An 18,063-nucleotide genomic window follows, 5' to 3' on the forward strand; every position below is an offset into this window, starting at 1 on the left:
TGGGGGTGGGGGTGGGGTGGGGTGGGGTTAGGGAGGGGTGAGGAGGGGGTGGAGGGTGGTGAGGATGCGGGTGGGGTGGCGGTAGAGGTCGGTGTCGGTGAAGTGGCGCATGCGCCAGCCTCGGGTGGCCAGCCAGTTGCCGCGGTGGCGGTCGTGGCGGATGCGGTCGCGGGTGAGGTGCGAGGAGCCGTCGTACTCGATGCCGACCTTGAGTTCTTCGTATCCGAGGTCGAGGCGGAAGTAGCCGACCTGAAGCTGGGGTTCGGGGTGGGGGAGTCCGCCGTCGATGACGACCAGGCGCAACTGGCTCTCCTGGCGGCATTCGGCGCGGGCGTCGGCGAGGGGGACCAGTTCGCGGGCCTGGCAGACGCCGGGGAGGCCGCCGTGGGTGATGAGTTCAGCGTGCAGTGCCTCGAGGCTGACGGCCTCCGCGCGCAGTGCGGCGTCGAGGATCGGCAGGGCGTCGATGCGGCGTACTGTGCGCGCCAAGGTCACCGCGACGCGCTCGGGCGGCAGCGCCGGGACTCCGTGGAGCAACACCGGCGTGGGGAGCGGGAGGACCGACTCGCCGGACCGCACTCCAGTGAGCCTCGGGTGAGGACTGCCCTGCGGCACCGTCACATGGATCAGTGGAGAAGGCGACACCCCGAAGCCGTACCATGCCGCAGCCGTCGGCCCCGACAGCCGAGCACCCTCGGGGAGCAGCGCGAACAGCGCCTGCACCCGACTGATCTCATCCGTGTCCAGCGCATAGACACCCCGCCAGGGCCGGCTCAGATCACCACGGCCGTACGCGGTCCGCAGCGCCGACACCGAAACCCCTGCGGCTCCCAACTGCCGAAGCGTCCCAGGAACAGTCACGCCCCGCAGCCTGCGACGCCCCCGCCCCTAACTCCACCACCCCGCCCACACCCCTGTGGACAACCCCACCCTTGTGGACAACCCCCACCCACCCGGGCTCTGTGCTACACGCCCCAAGCAAGATCGCGACGATCTTGCTTGAACTGTTGAGGATATGACCGGTTTACCCGTGTCATACCCACAGTCCAAGCAAGATCGTCGCGATCTTGGGGGTCAGCGCTCGGGGTGGTAGTAGTTCAGGCTGTTCGGGTTGATGGGGAACGTGATGTCGTCGCCGAAGGGGGACGCGGCGGCGGCCCGGTCGGAGAGCATTTCGTTCAGGTTCACGTGGCCCGAGGGGTTGACCTCTGACGGCTGCGGCGGGGTGAGCTCGCGGCTGAAGTCGACCGGGGCCTGGCCGTCGGCGACCGTCACGGGGCCTGCGTGCACCGTGGGGCCGGCGGGCACGGTGGCGGCCAGCTGGTCACGGCGGAGAATCTTGCGTCCGAATACCACCAGCGGATCATACCGGCGATCCACGACCCGTTCCTTCATGGGGATGATGGCGTTGTCGGTGATCTTGATGTGCTCGGGGCAGACCTCGGTGCAGCACTTGGTGATGTTGCAGTAGCCCAGGCCCTGGGACTGCTGCGCGATCTCCTTGCGGTCGTGCCGGGCGTCGAGCGGGTGCATGTCCAGCTCGGCGGCGCGGATGAACAGGCGCGGGCCGGAGAAGGCCGGCTTGTTGTCGTCGTGGTCGCGCACGACGTGGCAGGTGTTCTGGCAGAGGAAGCACTCGATGCACTTGCGGAACTCCTGCGAGCGCTCCACGTCGATCTGCTGCATCCGGTACTCGCCGGGGGCCAGATCGGCGGGCGGCGCGAACGCCGGCATCTCCTGTGCCTTCTGGTAGTTGAAGGACACGTCGGTGACCAGGTCGCGGATGACCGGGAAGGTCCGCAGCGGGGTGACCGTGATGGTCTCGTCCTCCTCGAAGGTGGACATCCGGGTCATGCACCCGAGGCGGGGCATACCGTTGATCTCCATCGAGCAGGAGCCGCACTTGCCGGCCTTGCAGTTCCAGCGGCAGGCCAGGTCGGGTTCCTGGGTGGCCTGCAGCCGGTGGATGACGTCGAGCACGACCTCACCCTCGTTGACCTCGACCTTGTAGTCGTTCAGCTGGCCACCGGCGGCGTCGCCACGCCACACCTTGAACTGACGAACAGTCATGCCGTCACCTCGCTGCGCTCGGCTCCGTCATGACGGGCGTCCGACACGATGAGTTCGCTCCGCTCACTCATGACAGCTCCTTGTCGGTCATGTACTTGGCCAGCTCGGACTTGTCGAACAGGGCGAGCAGGTCGGGGGTCATCGTGGGGATCGGCTGGTGGGTGAGGTCCACGTCGCCGTCGGGGGTGAGCGCGCAGACCAGGTTGACCTGCCGCCACTTCGCGTCCATCTTCGGGAAGTCCTCGCGGGTGTGGCCGCCGCGCGACTCCTCGCGCTCCAGCGCCGCCTTCGCGGTGCACTCCGACACGACCAGCATGTTGCGCAGGTCGAGGGCGAGGTGCCAGCCCGGGTTGTAGCGGCGGCCGCCGGTCGCGCCGACCTTGCGGATGCGCTCGCGCAGTTCCGACAGGCGGGACAGGGACTCCTGCAGCTCGCCCTTGCGGCGGATGATGCCGACCAGGTCGCCCATGACGTCCTGCAGATCGCTCTGCAGGGTGTACGGGTTCTCGCCGCCGTCACGGGCCAGGGGCGTGAGCGCCTCCTCGACCGCGGCCGCGACCTGCTTGTCGTCGACCTTGGGCCGCTTACCGAGCGTGTCGGTGTAGCTCGCCGCGTACTCGCCCGCGCGCTTGCCGAAGACCAGCAGGTCGGACAGGGAGTTGCCGCCGAGGCGGTTGGAGCCGTGCATACCGCCGGAGACCTCGCCCGCCGCGTACAGGCCGAGCACGCCCGCGGACGCGGTGTCCGGGTCGACCTCGACGCCGCCCATCACGTAGTGGCAGGTCGGGCCGACCTCCATCGGCTGCGCGGTGATGTCCACGTCGGCCAGCTCCTTGAACTGGTGGTACATGGACGGCAGCTTCTTGAGGATCTCCGCGGCGGGGCGGCGCGAGGCGATGTCGAGGTAGACGCCGCCGGCCTTGGTGCCGCGACCGGCCTTGACCTCGGAGTTGATGGCGCGGGCCACCTCGTCGCGGGGCAGCAGCTCGGGGGGACGCCGGTTGTTGTCCGGGTCGGTGTACCAGCGGTCGGCCTCCTCGGGCGTCTCCGCGTACTGCTTGCGGAACACGTCCGGGACGTACTCGAACATGAAGCGCTTGCCCTCGGAGTTCTTGAGGACGCCGCCGTCGCCGCGCACCGACTCGGTGACCAGGATGCCCCGCACCGAGGGCGGCCACACCATGCCGGTCGGGTGGAACTGCAGGAACTCCATGTTGATCAGCTTCGCCCCGGCGCGCAGCGCCAGCGCGTGGCCGTCACCGGTGTACTCCCACGAGTTCGAGGTGACCTTGTAGGAGCGGCCGACGCCGCCCGTGGCCAGCACCACGGCGGGCGCCTCGAACAGCACGAACTCGCCGGACTCGCGGTGGTAGCCGAACGCGCCCGCGATCCGCTTGGTCCCGCCGGTCTCGTCGAGCAGCAGCTCGGTGATGGTGCACTCGGCGAACACGCGCAGCCGCGCCTGGTAGTCGCCGTGCTGGACCTTGTCCTCCTGCTGCAGCGACACGATCTTCTGCTGCAGGGTGCGGATCAGCTCCAGGCCGGTGCGGTCGCCGACGTGGGCCAGGCGCGGGTACTCGTGGCCGCCGAAGTTGCGCTGCGAGATCTTGCCGTCCTTGGTCCGGTCGAAGAGCGCGCCGTACGTCTCCAGCTCCCAGATCCGCTCCGGCGCCTCCTTGGCGTGCAGTTCGGCCATCCGGTAGTTGTTCAGGAACTTGCCGCCGCGCATGGTGTCGCGGAAGTGGACCATCCAGTTGTCGTTCGAGTTGACGTTGCCCATCGCGGCCGCCGCGCCGCCCTCGGCCATGACCGTGTGGGCCTTGCCGAACAGCGACTTCGAGATGATGGCGACCTTCTTGCCGGCCAGCCGGGCCTCGATCGCGGCGCGCAGACCCGCGCCGCCGGCGCCGATCACGACGACGTCGTACCAGTGCTTCTCAATGTTGATCATTTTGTGTCACCTATCCCGGCTCAGCCGATGAACCGCAGGTCGCTCCACCAGTTGGCGGCGAGACCCATGATGTAGAAGTCGGTGAGCGCCAGCGTCGCCAGCGTGATCCAGGCCAGTCCCATGTGCCGGGTGTTCAGCACGGAAACCCAGCTCCAGAGCTTGTAGCGCACCGGGTGCTTGGAGAAGTGCTTGAGCCGGCCGCCGATGATGTGCCGGCAGGAGTGGCAGGAGGCGGTGTACGCCCACAGCATGATCACGTTGATCCACAGGATCACGTTGCCCAGGCCGAACCCGAAGCCGCTCGGGGAGTGCATGGCCAGCACGGCGTCCCAGGTGTTGATGAGCGAGATCAGCACGGCGGCGTAGAAGGCGTAGCGGTGCGCGTTCTGGAAGATCAGCGGGAAGCGGGTCTCGCCGGTGTACTTCGCATGGCCGTCAGGGACGGCGCAGGCGGGCGGCGACAGCCAGAACGACCGGTAGTACGCCTTGCGGTAGTAGTAGCAGGTCAGCCGGAAGAGCAGCAGGAACGGCAGGGACAGCGCCGCGAACGGGATCAGCGGGTTGTCCGGGATGAACCGTCCGAACTCGGCGGCGGCCGGGTAGCAGCCCTTGGAGACGCAGGGGGAGTAGAACGGGGTCAGGTAGTGGTACGCGTCGACCCAGTACAACTTCTGCATGAACACCCGGAACGTCGCGTAGGCGACCCAGGCGGTGAGACCAATGACCGTCAGCACCGGTGCGAGCCACCAGCGGTCGGTGCGCAACGTCTTGGCCTCGATCGCGGCGCGCGGTTTCGCGCCGGCCGGCCTCGTTGCCGTCGTCGTCATCTTCGTCGCTCCCTGAGATACGCAGTCGTGGGAACACGTGCGTGGATCAATCACGGACACGTTACGCCGAAAGATGTCGATCATGTGACTCGGGACACTGTGATGTGTCGCATCGTTCCCTTGTCGAGGGTCGTCACCAGCGCTGATGCGGCAATCCGAGATCGATCCGCCACTTGTCGCACGACCGGGCGACGTCGTCTGTGCACAGGTGGCGGCCACCGCCGCGCCCATGACCGCTCGACTTGCCAGGCAGGTGTGCGAATGAGGGCTCAAGATACGCACAGGTGCCGGGCAAGTCGAGCGATCATGGCGGGTGGGCCGCCGGGTGGGGTCAGCCGCTGGCGTTGCCGGTGATGTTCCAGGAGGCCAGGTGCAGGGCGGGGGCGGTCCATGCGCCGAGGAAGACGCGGGACGGCTGCGGCACCGCTTCCGCGCCGACGCCGAGCACCGCGCCGGGACCGAGGGCCTGCGGGTACAGCTGGGTGAAGCGCATGTTGCGCACCGGCCGGGTCACCTCGCCGCCCTCGATCAGCCAGACGCCGTTGCGGGTCAGCCCGGTGAGCGCCAGCGTGCGCGGGTCGAGCACGCGGGTGTACCAGAGGTCGGTGATCAGCAGGCCGCGCTCGATCCGCGAGATCATCTCTTCGGTGCTGCTGACCCCGGGCGCGAACCCGAGGTTGTTGAGGATCGGACCCCAGGCCGCGCTGCCCCCGTGTCCGGTCGAGACGGACCCGGCCACCGCCGCGGTGCGCCGGTCGTGCGCGAGTGCCGCGGTGACACCCTTCTCGACCAGGGCGAGCCGGGTGCGCGGGGTGCCCTCGCCGTCGAAGGGCTCGCGCGGCTCGTCGTACAGGCTGATCGCCTCGTCGAACTGGGCCGCGCCCACCTCGGCGAACGAGCGCCGCTCCTGGACGGCCTTGGCGTTGAAGCCGAACAGGGCGAAGTTGGTGAGCAGGTCGGCGACCGCCTCGGGTTCGAGGACCACCTCGTACCGGTCGGGCGGCAGTTCCACCGGATCGGCCTGCGAGCGGGCCTTGCCCGCGGCGCGCGCGCCCAGTGCCGTGCCGTCGAGGTCGGACAGGCGCACGCTGGAGCGGCGAGCCACCCCGTCCGCGCCGGCGTCGCGCGCGATGCCGTCCAGCTCCGCGGTCGTGGCCTGGGCGGCCAGGGCCTGGCCCGTTGAGTTGCGGTACGCGCCGGACCAGTGGCCGGTCTGGCAGTAGCCGGCCGTCTCCAGGCCGCCCGCCGCGTCGACGAAGTCCCGCACGCGGGCCGCCCGGTCGTCGGGCGAGGCGTCCCGGGTCGCCTCGTCGACGACGCCGGGCAGGGCGAGCGGCGCCGCCGGGGCCAGGCCCGGCCAGCCCGGATCGCGTGGCGCCGAGCGCACCGCGGCAGCGGTCCGCGACACCAGCGAGGTCAGCCCTTCCGGGCTGGTCAGCGTCGTGGTGGTGGTGACGGTGCGGCCGTCGAGGTGCGCGCGCAGCCGCACGCTGACGGTGTCCTCGGCGACGTTCTGGTGGATGCGCGAATTCGCGAACCGGGTCAGCGCCCGGTGCACGGCGTCGGCCGTCACGTCGACCTCGGCCCCGGGCAGCGCCCGCACCGCGAGATCGAGCACCTGCTCAGCCGTAGTGGACACGTTCATGCCCGCTCCTCGCTGCGCTCGTCGCCGGCATGGCACCGGCTCATGATTCGCTCGCTGCGCTCGCTCATGCCCGCACCCCCACCCGCACGTTCTGGAAGCGGGCCGGGGCGGACGGGTGGCCGGTGTGGCCGACCTGCGTCGGCTGGCCCTTGCCGCAGTTCGGCGTGCCCCAGTACTCGATCTCGCTGGACAGCATGTCCATCGACTGCCAGAACTTCGGCCCGATCCCGGTGTACGTGGGATTGCGCAGCATCCGGCCCTTCTTCCCGTTCTTCACCTCGTACGCGATCTCGCAGCCGAACTGGAAGTTGAGCCGCTTGTCGTCGATGGACCAGGAGCGGTTGTGCTCCATGAACACGCCGTCGTCGGTCTCGGCGATGATCTGCTCCAGGGTGTGCGGGCCGGGCTCCAGGCCGACGTTGGTCATCCGCACCATGGGCAGCCGGGCCCAGCCGTCGGCCCGCACGCTGCCGCCGTAGTCGAGCCCGGCCAGCGCCGCCGAGTCGCGCCCGGCCAGCACACCGACCCAGATCCCGTCCTTGACCGCGTACCGCTTGGCCGCGGGGGTGCCCTCGTCGTCGAAGCCGAAGCTGCCCAGCGCGCCGGGCAGGGTCGGGTCGATGGTGATGTTCATCAGCTCCGAGCCGTAGCGCAGCGAGCCCAACTGCGACAGGTCCAGCCAGGACGTGCCCGCGAAGGCGGCCTCCCAGCCGAGGATCCGGTCCAGCTCGATGGCGTGCCCGACGGACTCGTGGATCTGCAGGAACAGCTGCTCGCCGCCCAGGATCAGCGCGGTCTCGCCGCTCGGGCACAGCGGCGCGGTCAGCAGCTCCCGCGACTCCTCGGCCAGGCGCGGCGCGTGGGCGAGCAGGTCCAAGCCCTGCACGAGCTCCCAGCCGCGGGTGCCGTACTGGCCGCGGGCGGCGGGGTAGGAGCGCACCTGCGTCTCGCCCTCGCCGATCGCGGTGGCCTGGATGCCCGCGCCGCACTCGCGTACGTGCTGGTCGATGCGGTGGCCCTCGCTGGAGGCGAACCACTTGCGGGTGTCCCAGATCTGGTAGACGCCGGTGGCCTGGTCCGCGCCGTGGTCGACCATCGTCTTGGTGGCGTGGGTCAGCAGGTCGCCCTTGTCTGACAGCGGCACCGCGAGCGGGTCGATGCGGCACTCGCTGGCCCAGGTGGCGGTGCTGACCGTGGTCGGCACCAGGTCCACGCCCGGCCCGGCGACGCGGGCGCTGGCCTTGGCGATCGCCGTGGCACGTGCCCCGGCCAGCCGGGCCGCGCTGTCGGACAGGTCCGGCACGGCGTAGAAGCCCCAGCTGGAGCCGACGAGCGCGCGTACGCCGATCCCGGCGGACTCGTCCGAGTTCAGCTCCTCGACCTCGCCGTTGCGGGCCTCCATGGACTCGTATCGCTTGTGCATCACCCGCGCGTCGGCGTAGCGCGCGCCCGCGTCCAGTGCCGCCGCCACCGCCGCCTCCGCGACGTCGAAAAAGCTCATGATCGCCACCCTAGCCCTCGAATGACCGATCCGGTGCCCTCGCGACGTGATCGTCGGACTTGCCTGGCAATCGGAGGAAACACGGACGCTCTTTCGCCCGTTTGCCAGGCAATTCGAACGATCAATCCGGTGGTGTTAGCCAGTTGTTACGTAGCGCGTCTGGTGACGACACGCCGGGGTCCGTTACCTTTTGGCCGACGAGTATGAAAGTTTTCTTCATCGGCAGGGACGGGAGCGGCAATGACGCACGATGCTGCAAGCCCCCCGTATCTGCAGGTCGACGACCTGCGGGTGCGCTTCGGCACCGCGGACGGAGAGGTCCGCGCGGTGGACGGGGTGAGCTTCGGCCTCCACAGAGGGCGGACGCTCGGCATCGTCGGCGAGTCCGGCTCGGGCAAGAGCGTGACGAGTCTAGCGGTCATGGGCCTGCACGACCCGGCCCGCACCAAGATCTCGGGCGCGATCAAGCTGGGCGGCCGGGACCTGGTCGGGCTGTCCGACGGCGAGATGCGCAAGCTGCGCGGCCGCGACGTCGCCATGATCTTCCAGGACCCGCTGTCGGCCCTGCACCCGTTCTACCCGGTCGGCCGCCAGCTCGTGGAGGCCTACCGCACGCACCACTCGGACGCGTCGAAAGCGCAGGCCAAACAGCGTGCGCTGGACATGCTCGACCGGGTGGGCATCCCGCAGCCGGACCGGCGCTTCAGCCAGTACCCGCACGAGTTCTCCGGGGGCATGCGCCAGCGCGTGATGATCGCGATGTCGCTGATGAACGACCCGGCGCTGCTCATCGCCGACGAGCCGACCACCGCGCTCGACGTGACCGTGCAGGCGCAGATCCTCGACCTGCTGGCCGACCTGCAGCGCGAGTTCCACAGCGCGATCATTCTGATCACCCATGACCTGGGCGTGGTCAGCCAGGTCGCCGACGAGGTGCTGGTCATGTACGGCGGCCGGGCCGTCGAGCACGGCTCGGTGGCGCAGGTGATGCGCGGTCCGCAGCATCCGTACACGTGGGGACTGCTGGCCAGCATCCCGAGCCTGCACGGCGACCCGGAGGTCGACCTCAAACCGATCAAGGGCAACCCGCCGAGCCTCATCAACGTGCCGGCCGGCTGCGCGTTCCACCCGCGCTGCGCGTACGCGATGAAGCCCGAGCCCTGTGCGGGACAGGTCCCGCAACTGCTCGCGGTGCAGGCCGACGGCGGTGACACCGGGATCCCGCACCGGGTCGCCTGCCACCTGCCCGAGCCGCAGCGCATCAGCACCTATACCGACGAGATCGCGCACGTGGGGGTGGCCCAGTGAGTGAGGCCTTGCTGAGGGTGCGAGGGCTGACCAAGCACTTCGCCGTGCGCCAGGGCGCGACCGGGGCGAAGGCCGCGGTGCGCGCGGTCGACGGGCTCGACTTCGACGTGCATGCGGGCGAGACGCTGGGCCTGGTCGGCGAGTCGGGCTGCGGCAAGACCACCACCGGCCGGATGCTGGTGCGCCTGCTGGAGCCGACCGCGGGCAGCATCGAGTTCCAGGGCCGCGACATCACCACATTGGGCCGCCGGGCGATGCGCCCGCTGCGGCAGGACCTGCAGATCATCTTCCAGGACCCGTACTCCTCGCTGAACCCTCGGCACACCGTCGGCAAGATCGTGGCGATGCCGCTGGAGGTCAACGGCATCAAGCCGGCGGGCGGTGTGAAGGCGCGGGTGCAGGAGCTGCTGGAGCTGGTCGGGCTCAACCCCGAGCACTACAACCGCTTCCCGCACGAGTTCTCCGGCGGCCAGCGCCAGCGCATCGGCATCGCGCGGGCGCTCGCGCTGCGCCCGAAGCTGATCGTGGCGGACGAGCCGGTGTCGGCCCTGGACGTGTCGATCCAGGCGCAGGTGGTGAACCTGCTCCGGGATCTGCAGCGGGAGCTCGACCTGGCCTTCGTGTTCATCGCGCACGACCTGGCGATCGTGCGCCACTTCAGCCGCCGGGTCGCGGTCATGTACCTGGGCAAGGTCGTCGAGATCGGCGACCGGGCCGACATCTACGAGCGGCCGCGGCACCCGTACACCAAGGCGCTGCTGTCGGCGGTGCCGGACGTGGCCGCGTTCGGCGAGCAGCGCCAGCGCATCCGGCTGACCGGCGACGTGCCGACGCCGCTGAACCCGCCGTCGGGCTGCCGCTTCCGCACCCGCTGCTGGAAGGCCCAGGAGGTGTGCGCGAGCGAGGAGCCGCCGCTGATCGCCCGCGAGGGCAGCGCGCAGCAGGTGGCGTGCCACTTCCCCGAGCCGGTGGGCGTCACATCCGAGCACGTGAGCGAGGTGGCCGCATGAGCGAGCGCAGCGAGCGAATCGGGTGCCGCCGCGATGCCGCCGACGAGCGCAGCGAGGAGATGGCATGAGCCTGTCGCAGATCGAGACGGACGCTGCGGGCGTCGACGCGACCGCGGTGCCGGTCGCGCCGCGGCCCGGCATGGTGGGCCGCTCGCCGGGGCGGCTGGCCTGGGCTCGGCTGCGGGCGAACCGCACCGCCATGGTCAGCGCCTGGATCATGGTGTTCTTCATCGTGCTCGGCATGGCCGCACCGCTGGTCGAGCTGCTGTACGGCATCAGCCCGTTCGAGCAGTTCCAAGACAAGATCGCCAACAACAGCCTGCCGCTGGGCTACTTCGGCGGCGTCTCCGGCGAGCACTGGTTCGGCCTGGAGCCGCAGCTCGGCCGCGACATCTTCATCCGGCTGGTGTACGGCCTGCGCACCTCGCTGTTCATCGCGACCTCGGCCGCGCTGCTGACCACGGCCCTGGGCATCGTGCTGGGGATCGTCTCGGGCTACCTGGGCGGCTGGATCGACGCGGTGATCAGCTGGGTCATCGACTTCGCGCTGGCGCTGCCGTTCCTCATCTTCGCGCTGGCGATCATGCCGACGGTGACCGCGCGCTTCTACGGGCCGCGTGACGAGATCCCGGTGCCGTTCCGCATCGGCGTCATGATCTTCCTGTTCGCGCTGTTCGGCTGGACCGGCACGGCCCGGCTGGTGCGCGGCCAGGTGATCTCGCTGCGCGAGCGGGAGTTCGTGGAGGCGGCCCGGGCCAGCGGCGCCGGCCTGTTCCACATCCTGTTCCGCCAGCTGCTGCCGAACCTGTGGGCGCCGATCCTGGTGTCGTTCTCGCTGGCGGTGCCGGGCTACATCACGGGCGAGGCGGCGCTGTCCTTCCTGGGCATCGGCGTGGTCGACCCGACCCCGGACTTCGGCGTGATGATCAACAAGAGCCTGAGCTACGCGCAGACCGACCCGGCGTACCTCATCTTCCCCGGCGTGGCGATCTTCCTGCTGGTGCTGGCGTTCAACCTGTTCGGCGACGGTCTGCGCGACGCACTCGACCCCAAGTCGTCCCGGTAGGAGGCACGAGATGCTGCGATTTCTGATCAAGCGCCTGCTGCTCGGCACGCTGACCATGTTCGCCGTGAGCCTGGTCGCCTTCGGCATGTTCTTCATGCTGCCCCGCGACGCGGTGGCCACCATGTGCGTGAAGAACTGCAACCCGGAGCGGCTGGAACGGGTGCGCGCCGAGCTGGGCCTCAAGGACCCGCTGATCGACCAGTACACCGGCTACATGAGGGGCATCTTCGTGGGCCGGGACCTGGGCAGCGCGCAGGGCGGCTTCTGCGACGCGCCGTGCCTGGGCTACTCGTACACCAGCAGTGAAGAGGTCTCCGACATCTTCGCCCGGGTGCTGCCGGTGACCCTGAGCATCGTCATCCCGGCGGCCGTGCTGTGGCTGGGCCTCGGCATCGGCCTGGGCATGATCTCGGCGCTGCGGCGCGGCACCGTCTTCGACCGGCTGGCCATCGGCTTCTCGCTGACCGGCGCGTCCATGCAGCTCTACTTCGTGGGCGGCATGCTGATGATCATCTTCGTGTACACCCTGAGGATCCTGCCCGTGCCGCACTACACCTCGCTGTGGGACGACCCGCTGGACTGGGCGAGCGGGCTGGTGCTGGCCTGGGTGGCGCTGGCCTTCCTGTTCTCCGCGGTCTACGCGCGGCTGTCGCGGGCGCAGATGCTGGAGACCCTGGCCGAGGACTTCGTGCGCACCGCACGGGCCAAGGGCCTGAGCAAATCGCGGGCGTACGGGCGGCACGCGCTGCGCGCGGCGATCACCCCGATCGTGACCATCGCCGGTCTGGACATCGGCGGCGCGCTCGGCGGCACCGTGATCACCGAGACCACCTTCGGCATCCAGGGCCTGGGCCGCACCGCCGTGGAGGCGGTCCGGCTCGGCGACCTTCCGACGATCATGGCGACCGTGCTCGTCTCGGCGGTCTTCATCGTCGTCGCCAACATCGTGGTCGACCTGCTGTACGCGGTCATCGACCCGCGGGTGCGGCTCAGCTAGCGCTCCCCGCCGCCGTATCGCAGGGTATGGCGAAATCCATCAATCACTGCTACACAGTTCGTAAGTTTCCTTCACACCACCGGCACGGGAGTGAATATGAGATCCAGAGCGGTACTGGCAGCGGGAGGCGTGCTCGCGCTGACCGTGGCCCTGGGCGCGTGCAGCGAGAACAAGAACACCGACAGCGACGTCGACACCGACCGCGTGGCCTCCGGCGCGATCGCGACCGACCCCAAGGACTCGATGGGTCCGGCGAAGGCGGTCGAGGGCGCGGCCAAGGGCGGCACGTTCACCGTGATCCGCCAGACGAAGATCTCGCACATGGACCCCCAGCGGGTCTACTCGTTCGTGGGCCTCAACACCGCCCCGCTCTACGCCCGCTTCCTGACCACGTGGAAGGACGACGGCAAGGGCAACGTGACCCTCGTCGGCGACCTCGCGGAGACGCCGGGCGTCAACGTCAACAAGGACTGCAAGGTCTGGGAATTCAAGATCAAGGACGGGGTGAAGTTCGAGGACGGCAGCGCGATCACCTCCAAGGAGGTCGCGTACGGCATCGCCCGCTCGTTCGACCCGGACCTGGCCGGCGGCCCGACCTACATCCAGGAGTGGCTGGCCAACGACGCGGCCTTCGACACCAAGTGGGACTTCAAGGCCAACAAGACCTCGCTGCCCCCGGGTCTGACCACCCCGGACGCCAAGACGCTGCGCTTCGAGTTCGCCAAGGCGCACTGCGACCTGCCCTTCGCGGCCTCGCTGCCGGCCACCGCGCCGCTGCCGCCCGCCAAGGACACCGGCGTCGAGCTGGACAACAAGCCGTTCTCGTCCGGCCCGTACAAGCTGGTCAAGAACACGGTCGGCGTGGAGATGCTGTTCGAGCGCAACGAGCACTGGGACGCCAACACCGACCCGGTGCGCAACGCGTACCCGGACAAGTTCGTCTACAAGTTCGGCCCGAACGCCGAGGCGCAGACCAACCGGCTCATCGCCGACGGGGCCGACGACCAGGCCACGCTCGGCTGGAACGGCGTGGACTCCTCGCTGGTGGCCAAGGTCGCCGGTGACGCCGCGCTGATGGGCCGTACCCTGCGCGAGCCCACCCCGAGCGCGTGGCGCCTGTCCATCAACACCCAGCGGGTGCCCGAGCTGTCGGTCCGCCAGGCGCTCAACTACGCGATCGACCGTCCCGGCATGGTCAAGGCCGCCGGTGGCGACCTGAAGGTGGCCGCGCTGACCACCCTGATGCCCCCGTCGACGCTCGGCTTCAAGAAGTACGACGCCTACCCGGCCGACATCGAGAAGGCGAAGTCCACGCTGGCGGGCAAGACCCCCGAGCTGGTGCTGGTCATCGGCGACGACTCGGGCGCGCAGGAGCTGGGCACCCAGGTCAAGAACAACCTGGAGAAGGCCGGCTTCAAGATCACCATCAAGGTCATCCCGGCGGACAGCAAGCTGGACGAGACCAAGAAGAAGGACAACCCCTGGGACCTGTACCTGGACACCTGGGCGGCGGACTGGCCGAGTGGCGCCGCGCTCCTGCCGGTGCTCTTCGACGGCCGCACCATCAAGGCCGAGGGCAACAGCAACACGTCCTACATCAACAATGACGCGATCAACGCGGAGTTCGACCGCGTGCTGGCCCTCGACCCGGCTGCCCAGGCGCCCGAGTGGGCCAAGCTGGACGAGCGGATCATGAAGGAGCTGGCCCCGGCCGTCCCGCTGTACGCGGACGTCATGTTCGTGATGCACGGTTCGAAGGTCGGCGGCGTCTACATCGACAGCATCTTCGGCTACCCGGCCTTCACCCGCGCCTTCGTCAAGCAGTAACCGCCAACCCTGCCTCATCGGGGCGGCGCCTGTCCGGGTGCCGCCCCTTTCTGGTCCCCGAAGAAACTGACTTTCGGGGGGTGCGGGAGCTGGCTTTCGACGGGTGCGCAAGGGCGGTGACCTGCGGGATCGTGAGAACTGCCCAGGGCGACGACGCCGTCGGCCAGGGCAGGTCACGGATTCACCCGGGAGGTCAGGTCATGGCAATGCGCACGAGCCGGTTCGCCGTTCTCGCCACACTCACCGCCGCGCTCTGCGCGCCCGTGCTCATGCATGCCACTCCGGCGCTCGCGGCCCCGCCGCCGCACCTGCTCGTCGAGTCGCCTGACGCCAGGGCCGCCGAGAAGGCCGCGCAGCGGGCCGCCACCGCGCAGGGTGTCGCCGACGAGACGGCGATTCAGGCCAGGCTGTCGGCCCGCGCCGCCGCCACGGCGAAGCAGCGCGCCGCAGACGCCAAACGACAGGCGAAGGCGGCCGCGGCCCAGCTGCGCGCCGACCTGAAGGCCCGGCTCGACGGCGCCCGGGTGGAACAGGACGCGCAGCTCGCCGACCGGGCCAAGCGGCGGGCGGCGAGCGCCGCCGAGATCGCGGAGCAGGCCGCCGTGCAGGCCCGCGTCGACGCCAAGGCCGCCGACAAGGCCCGCCAGAAGGCCGCCGCCGCCGAGGAGGTCGCCGAGCAGGCCGCCGTCAAGGCCCAGCTGGGCCGCTGACCGGCCCGCTCAGGTGGGGATCTCGACGGGTGCGGTCTCCTGGATGATCACGGTGGGCGGCAGGTCCTCCAGGGCGTGCCGCGCGTAGATCTCGCTGTCCAGCTCCTGCGGGCCGAGGTAGCGCTCGGCCAGCGGGGCGGGCAGCGCGGCCCAGTCCCACGGCTCGACGGCGACCGCCGCCCGCACCGTCTCCGGCCGCCGGGCCGCCAGCAGCGCGGCCAGCCACCCGCCGAAGCCGCGGCCGTACGCGGTGACCCGGGTCAGGTCCAGGTCGGAGTGCTTGTCGGCGATGATGCGCAGCGCTTCGGCATGATCGGCGACGGCCAGGTCGGCCACCCGCCGATGGGTCACCTTCTCGAAGCTCGGCGACACCCCGACGGTGCCCCGGCCGTCGACCATGACCACCGCGAAACCTGCCTCGGCCCAGTGCCGCGCCGCGGCGAACGCGCCGTGGTCGTTGCGCACCTGCTGCTGGGTCGGGGTGTCCGGCAGGCACAGCAGCACCGGCAGCCGGCGGCCGAAGACGTGGCCGGGCGGGTAGAGCACGGCGGTCGGCAGCCGCCGGTCGGTGACCCGGTCCAGCGCGGGACGGTTCGTCGTCGCGGGCACCGGGCGGCGCGGGGTCAGCTCGGCCACCTGGTTGCCGGCGAACCACACGGTGAGCTGCACGTCCTCGTCGTCGAGGCTGCGCAGGCCGGTCACCACGGTGTCGCCGCCGCAGGCGGCGCTGTGCCAGCCCGGCACGCTGGTCAGCCGGTGCACCACCATGCCGCCGCTGGTGCTGCTGCGCACCCGGAACAGGTGCTGCTCGGCGGGCTCGCCCTCGCTGGCCTCGATGAGCAGGTCGCCCAGCTCGCCGCCGGCCGAGCCGGGGCCGAGCCGGCCCACCACGCGCCGGACGTACAGGTTGGGCGGGGTGAGCAGGGTGCCGTCGGCGAACAGGCAGCGCGCGTCGTACCCGTCGTGGGAGATCTCGCCGCCGACCAGCACCCGGCCGTCGGCGAGGTGGCGCGGCGTGCCAGCGATCGGATTGACCCAGCGCGGGTCGGCCAGCTCGGCATGCACCTGGGTCTCCCCGGTGCGGCGGTCCACCGCCAGCACCAGGCCGTGTCCCTGGGAGCGGCGCAGCGCCGTGATCAGCGGGCCGCCGTCGGCCCAGCGCACCGTGCCCAGGTACGGGTAGATCTCGCGGTCCCAGTGCACGTCGACCCAGCCGCCGTCGAGGTCCAGCAGGTGCAGCGAGACCTGCTCGCCGCTGCGGCGGGTGGCCAGGATGCTCTCCCCGTCGGGCGCCCACCACCAGCCGGTGTGCCGGCCGAACCAGCACGCGTGCGGATCGGCCTCGCCCCAGCGGACCCCGTCCGGCTCGCCGGCCAGCAGCTCGTCCTCGCTGCCGACGGCCACCCGCAGCGTGCCTTCGTGCAGGTACGCGATGCGGCGGCCGGTCGGATCGGGCCGGGCCGTGTCGACCGGACCCGGCGTCGACGGCACGGTCACTCCGTCGGCGTCCCGGCGATACAGGCGGCCGCCCGAGGTCCAGACGACGACGGCGCCGGTGCGGTCGAAGGCGAAGTCGTCCACCGCCTCGGCCACGGTATGGACCCGGCCCGAAGCCGGTTCGCACACGTCCAGCACGTGATCATGCAGGTGGCCCACCCGAAGGCCGTCAGCACTGACGGCTATGCGGTGGCCAGGCCCCGGACCGTCAGGCTGCTGCGCCTCCATGGCCGCGATGCTATCGACGCGAGAGGCAGGCGCGTGGCGGTTTGCCTGATGCGGGCTAGAGTGACCGGGTGGCTCGCAGCATCCTCTTCGTGCACGCGCACCCCGACGACGAGTCGATCGGGACCGGCGCGACCATGGCTCACTACGCGGCGCAGGGCGCACACGTCACGCTGGTGACGTGCACCCTCGGCGAGGAGGGCGAGATCCACGTGCCCGAGCTCGCGCAGCTGGAGGCCGCCCAGGCCGACCAGCTGGGCGGATACCGGCTGACCGAGCTGCGGACCGCGCTGGCGGCGCTGGGCGACATCGACCACCGGATGCTCGGCGGCGCGGGACGCTACCGGGACTCGGGCATGATGGGCACCCCCGCCAACGAGCACCCGCGCAGCTTCTGGGGCGCGGACCTCGAAGCGGCGTCGGCACACCTGGTCGAGATCATGGACGAGGTGCGGCCCCAGGTCGTCGTCACGTACGACGCGAACGGCTTCTACGGCCACCCGGACCACATCCAGGCCCACCGGGTCGCCATGCGCGCCTCGGAGATCGCCGCGGAACGCGGCTTCGGCCCCTCCAAGATCTACTGGACGGCCATGCCGCTGAGCGTGCTCAAGGCAGGCGTGGAGGCGCTGGCCGACTCGACGGACAACCCGTTCGCCGCCGTCACCGACGTGGCCGACTTCCCGTTCGGCACGCCCGACGAGGAGGTCGCGGCCTGCATCGACGGCTCCGACCACCACGACGCCAAGGTCGCCGCACTGAAGGCGCACGCCACCCAGATCCCGGAGACGTCCTGGCTGTACTCCATCGCCGGCAACTTCGGCCAGGAGTTCATGGGCGTCGAGCACTACACGCTGGCGCACGGGGTCCGCGGTCGCGGCGACGGGCCGTACGGCTGGGAGACGGACCTGTTCAGCGGCCTGCCCGACGGCTCGCCCGCCGCGCGGTGAAGCTGCTCGACCTCGCCCTGCGCGGGTTCGGGGGCGTGCTCGCGGTCTTCCTGGGCGTCGCGTCGGCGGTGCTGGAGGCCGTCTACACGCCGTACCGCATCGGTGGCTGGCCCGCGGTGTGGCTCGTGCCGACGGCGCTGCTGGTCAGCCTGTTCCTGGGCTGGTTCGCCCGCACGGCCACGGGCCTGGCCTGGGGCTGGTGGCTCGCCGCGGTGCCGTGGTTCCTCGTCATGATCTTCGCGGTGGGCGGCACCCAGGAGGGCGACCAGATCGCCGCGACCTGGCTCGGCCTGCTGGTGCTCGCCACCGGCGGCATCGGCTTCGTCGGCCCGGCCGCTTACCGCGCCGGCAAGCGCACCACCGCGCCGCCGCCGCGGACCGCCGCCCCGCAACTCACGCCCCACCAGTCCTGACTGTATCCGCCCTGCTCAGAACCGCTGAGTGGTGAGGAAGGGCACCTTCCGCACCAATAGCGACAA

General features: G+C 70.4%; 15 protein-coding genes. 8 read left to right on the forward strand and 7 right to left on the reverse strand.

The genetic code is table 11. The annotated features are described in order from the left end of the window. Positions 1-27: 27 nt before the first annotated feature. From HAV39_RS43030 to HAV39_RS33275, 6 genes are all read right to left on the reverse strand, one after another. The gene (locus HAV39_RS43030; RefSeq protein ID WP_239120416.1) at positions 28-540 is read right to left on the reverse strand and encodes a DUF559 domain-containing protein; all 513 of its coding nucleotides are present in this window, start codon (positions 538-540) and stop codon (positions 28-30) included. A 534-nt stretch (positions 541-1,074) separates the two neighbouring features. Continuing rightward, positions 1,075-2,070 (reverse strand): succinate dehydrogenase/fumarate reductase iron-sulfur subunit, encoded by a 996-nt coding sequence (locus tag HAV39_RS33255; RefSeq protein ID WP_191843147.1) that lies wholly within the window; start codon positions 2,068-2,070, stop codon positions 1,075-1,077. Positions 2,071-2,137: 67 nt separating this feature from the next. Beyond that, entirely contained in the window at positions 2,138-4,021 is a 1,884-nt protein-coding gene (locus HAV39_RS33260; protein WP_191843148.1) for a fumarate reductase/succinate dehydrogenase flavoprotein subunit, read from the reverse strand. Between the two features lie 20 nt (positions 4,022-4,041). Continuing rightward, positions 4,042-4,848, reverse strand: coding sequence for a hypothetical protein (locus HAV39_RS33265; RefSeq protein WP_191843149.1), 807 nt, complete (start codon positions 4,846-4,848; stop codon positions 4,042-4,044). A gap of 331 nt (positions 4,849-5,179) precedes the next feature. After that, positions 5,180-6,493, reverse strand: coding sequence for a TldD/PmbA family protein (locus HAV39_RS33270; protein ID WP_191843150.1), 1,314 nt, complete (start codon positions 6,491-6,493; stop codon positions 5,180-5,182). 64 nt (positions 6,494-6,557) lie between these two features. After that, positions 6,558-7,994 carry a TldD/PmbA family protein gene (locus tag HAV39_RS33275; RefSeq protein ID WP_191843151.1) on the reverse strand — a complete coding sequence of 479 codons (1,437 nt, stop codon included), beginning with the start codon at positions 7,992-7,994 and terminating at the stop codon, positions 6,558-6,560. 240 nt (positions 7,995-8,234) lie between these two features. On the opposite strand from HAV39_RS33275, the gene HAV39_RS33280 reads away from it, so the two are divergent. The 6 genes from HAV39_RS33280 (at position 8,235) to HAV39_RS33305 (ending at position 14,912) form a co-directional block, all read left to right on the forward strand. Further along, positions 8,235-9,302: an ABC transporter ATP-binding protein gene (locus HAV39_RS33280; protein ID WP_191843152.1), complete on the forward strand. Its 1,068-nt coding sequence runs from the start codon at positions 8,235-8,237 to the stop codon at positions 9,300-9,302. Further along, the gene (locus tag HAV39_RS33285) at positions 9,299-10,312 is read left to right on the forward strand and encodes an ABC transporter ATP-binding protein (RefSeq protein ID WP_191843153.1); all 1,014 of its coding nucleotides are present in this window, start codon (positions 9,299-9,301) and stop codon (positions 10,310-10,312) included. Before HAV39_RS33280 ends, HAV39_RS33285 begins: the two co-directional genes overlap by 4 nt. A gap of 64 nt (positions 10,313-10,376) precedes the next feature. Further along, a complete protein-coding gene (locus HAV39_RS33290; RefSeq protein WP_191843154.1) occupies positions 10,377-11,378 on the forward strand; it encodes an ABC transporter permease in 1,002 nt (333 codons plus the stop codon). Between the two features lie 10 nt (positions 11,379-11,388). Further along, the gene (locus HAV39_RS33295; protein ID WP_191843155.1) at positions 11,389-12,375 is read left to right on the forward strand and encodes an ABC transporter permease; all 987 of its coding nucleotides are present in this window, start codon (positions 11,389-11,391) and stop codon (positions 12,373-12,375) included. Between the two features lie 96 nt (positions 12,376-12,471). Then, positions 12,472-14,202 (forward strand): ABC transporter substrate-binding protein, encoded by a 1,731-nt coding sequence (locus HAV39_RS33300; protein WP_191843156.1) that lies wholly within the window; start codon positions 12,472-12,474, stop codon positions 14,200-14,202. A 200-nt stretch (positions 14,203-14,402) separates the two neighbouring features. Next, on the forward strand, positions 14,403-14,912 hold the full coding sequence (locus tag HAV39_RS33305) for a hypothetical protein (RefSeq protein ID WP_191843157.1): 510 nt from the start codon (positions 14,403-14,405) through the stop codon (positions 14,910-14,912). Positions 14,913-14,921: 9 nt separating this feature from the next. Here HAV39_RS33305 and HAV39_RS33310 read toward each other — a convergent pair whose 3' ends face one another. Continuing rightward, entirely contained in the window at positions 14,922-16,637 is a 1,716-nt protein-coding gene (locus HAV39_RS33310) for a S9 family peptidase (protein ID WP_191843158.1), read from the reverse strand. Between the two features lie 68 nt (positions 16,638-16,705). Between HAV39_RS33310 and mshB the strand changes: the two genes are divergently transcribed. Then, on the forward strand, positions 16,706-17,584 hold the full coding sequence (mshB, locus tag HAV39_RS33315; RefSeq protein WP_191843159.1) for an N-acetyl-1-D-myo-inositol-2-amino-2-deoxy-alpha-D-glucopyranoside deacetylase: 879 nt from the start codon (positions 16,706-16,708) through the stop codon (positions 17,582-17,584). Continuing rightward, positions 17,581-17,997, forward strand: coding sequence for a hypothetical protein (locus HAV39_RS33320; protein ID WP_191843160.1), 417 nt, complete (start codon positions 17,581-17,583; stop codon positions 17,995-17,997). Before mshB ends, HAV39_RS33320 begins: the two co-directional genes overlap by 4 nt. Positions 17,998-18,063 lie beyond the last annotated feature (66 nt).

This window comes from Catellatospora chokoriensis (genome assembly GCF_011297315.1).
GTDB classification, from domain to species: Bacteria; Actinomycetota; Actinomycetes; order Mycobacteriales; family Micromonosporaceae; genus Catellatospora; species Catellatospora citrea.

Excerpts from the sequence above, each read along its gene's own strand:
- HAV39_RS33270 (WP_191843150.1), bottom strand. The coding sequence starts at position 6,493 with ATGAACGTGTCCACTACGGCTGAGCAGGTGCTCGATCTCGCGGTGCGG.
- HAV39_RS33300 (WP_191843156.1), top strand. The coding sequence starts at position 12,472 with ATGAGATCCAGAGCGGTACTGGCAGCGGGAGGCGTGCTCGCGCTGACC.
- HAV39_RS33295 (WP_191843155.1), top strand. The coding sequence starts at position 11,389 with ATGCTGCGATTTCTGATCAAGCGCCTGCTGCTCGGCACGCTGACCATG.
- HAV39_RS33280 (WP_191843152.1), top strand. The coding sequence starts at position 8,235 with ATGACGCACGATGCTGCAAGCCCCCCGTATCTGCAGGTCGACGACCTG.
- HAV39_RS33290 (WP_191843154.1), top strand. The coding sequence starts at position 10,377 with ATGAGCCTGTCGCAGATCGAGACGGACGCTGCGGGCGTCGACGCGACC.
- HAV39_RS33305 (WP_191843157.1), top strand. The coding sequence starts at position 14,403 with ATGGCAATGCGCACGAGCCGGTTCGCCGTTCTCGCCACACTCACCGCC.
- HAV39_RS33265 (WP_191843149.1), bottom strand. The coding sequence starts at position 4,848 with ATGACGACGACGGCAACGAGGCCGGCCGGCGCGAAACCGCGCGCCGCG.
- HAV39_RS33310 (WP_191843158.1), bottom strand. The coding sequence starts at position 16,637 with ATGGAGGCGCAGCAGCCTGACGGTCCGGGGCCTGGCCACCGCATAGCC.
- HAV39_RS33260 (WP_191843148.1), bottom strand. The coding sequence starts at position 4,021 with ATGATCAACATTGAGAAGCACTGGTACGACGTCGTCGTGATCGGCGCC.
- HAV39_RS33275 (WP_191843151.1), bottom strand. The coding sequence starts at position 7,994 with ATGAGCTTTTTCGACGTCGCGGAGGCGGCGGTGGCGGCGGCACTGGAC.
- HAV39_RS33255 (WP_191843147.1), bottom strand. The coding sequence starts at position 2,070 with ATGACTGTTCGTCAGTTCAAGGTGTGGCGTGGCGACGCCGCCGGTGGC.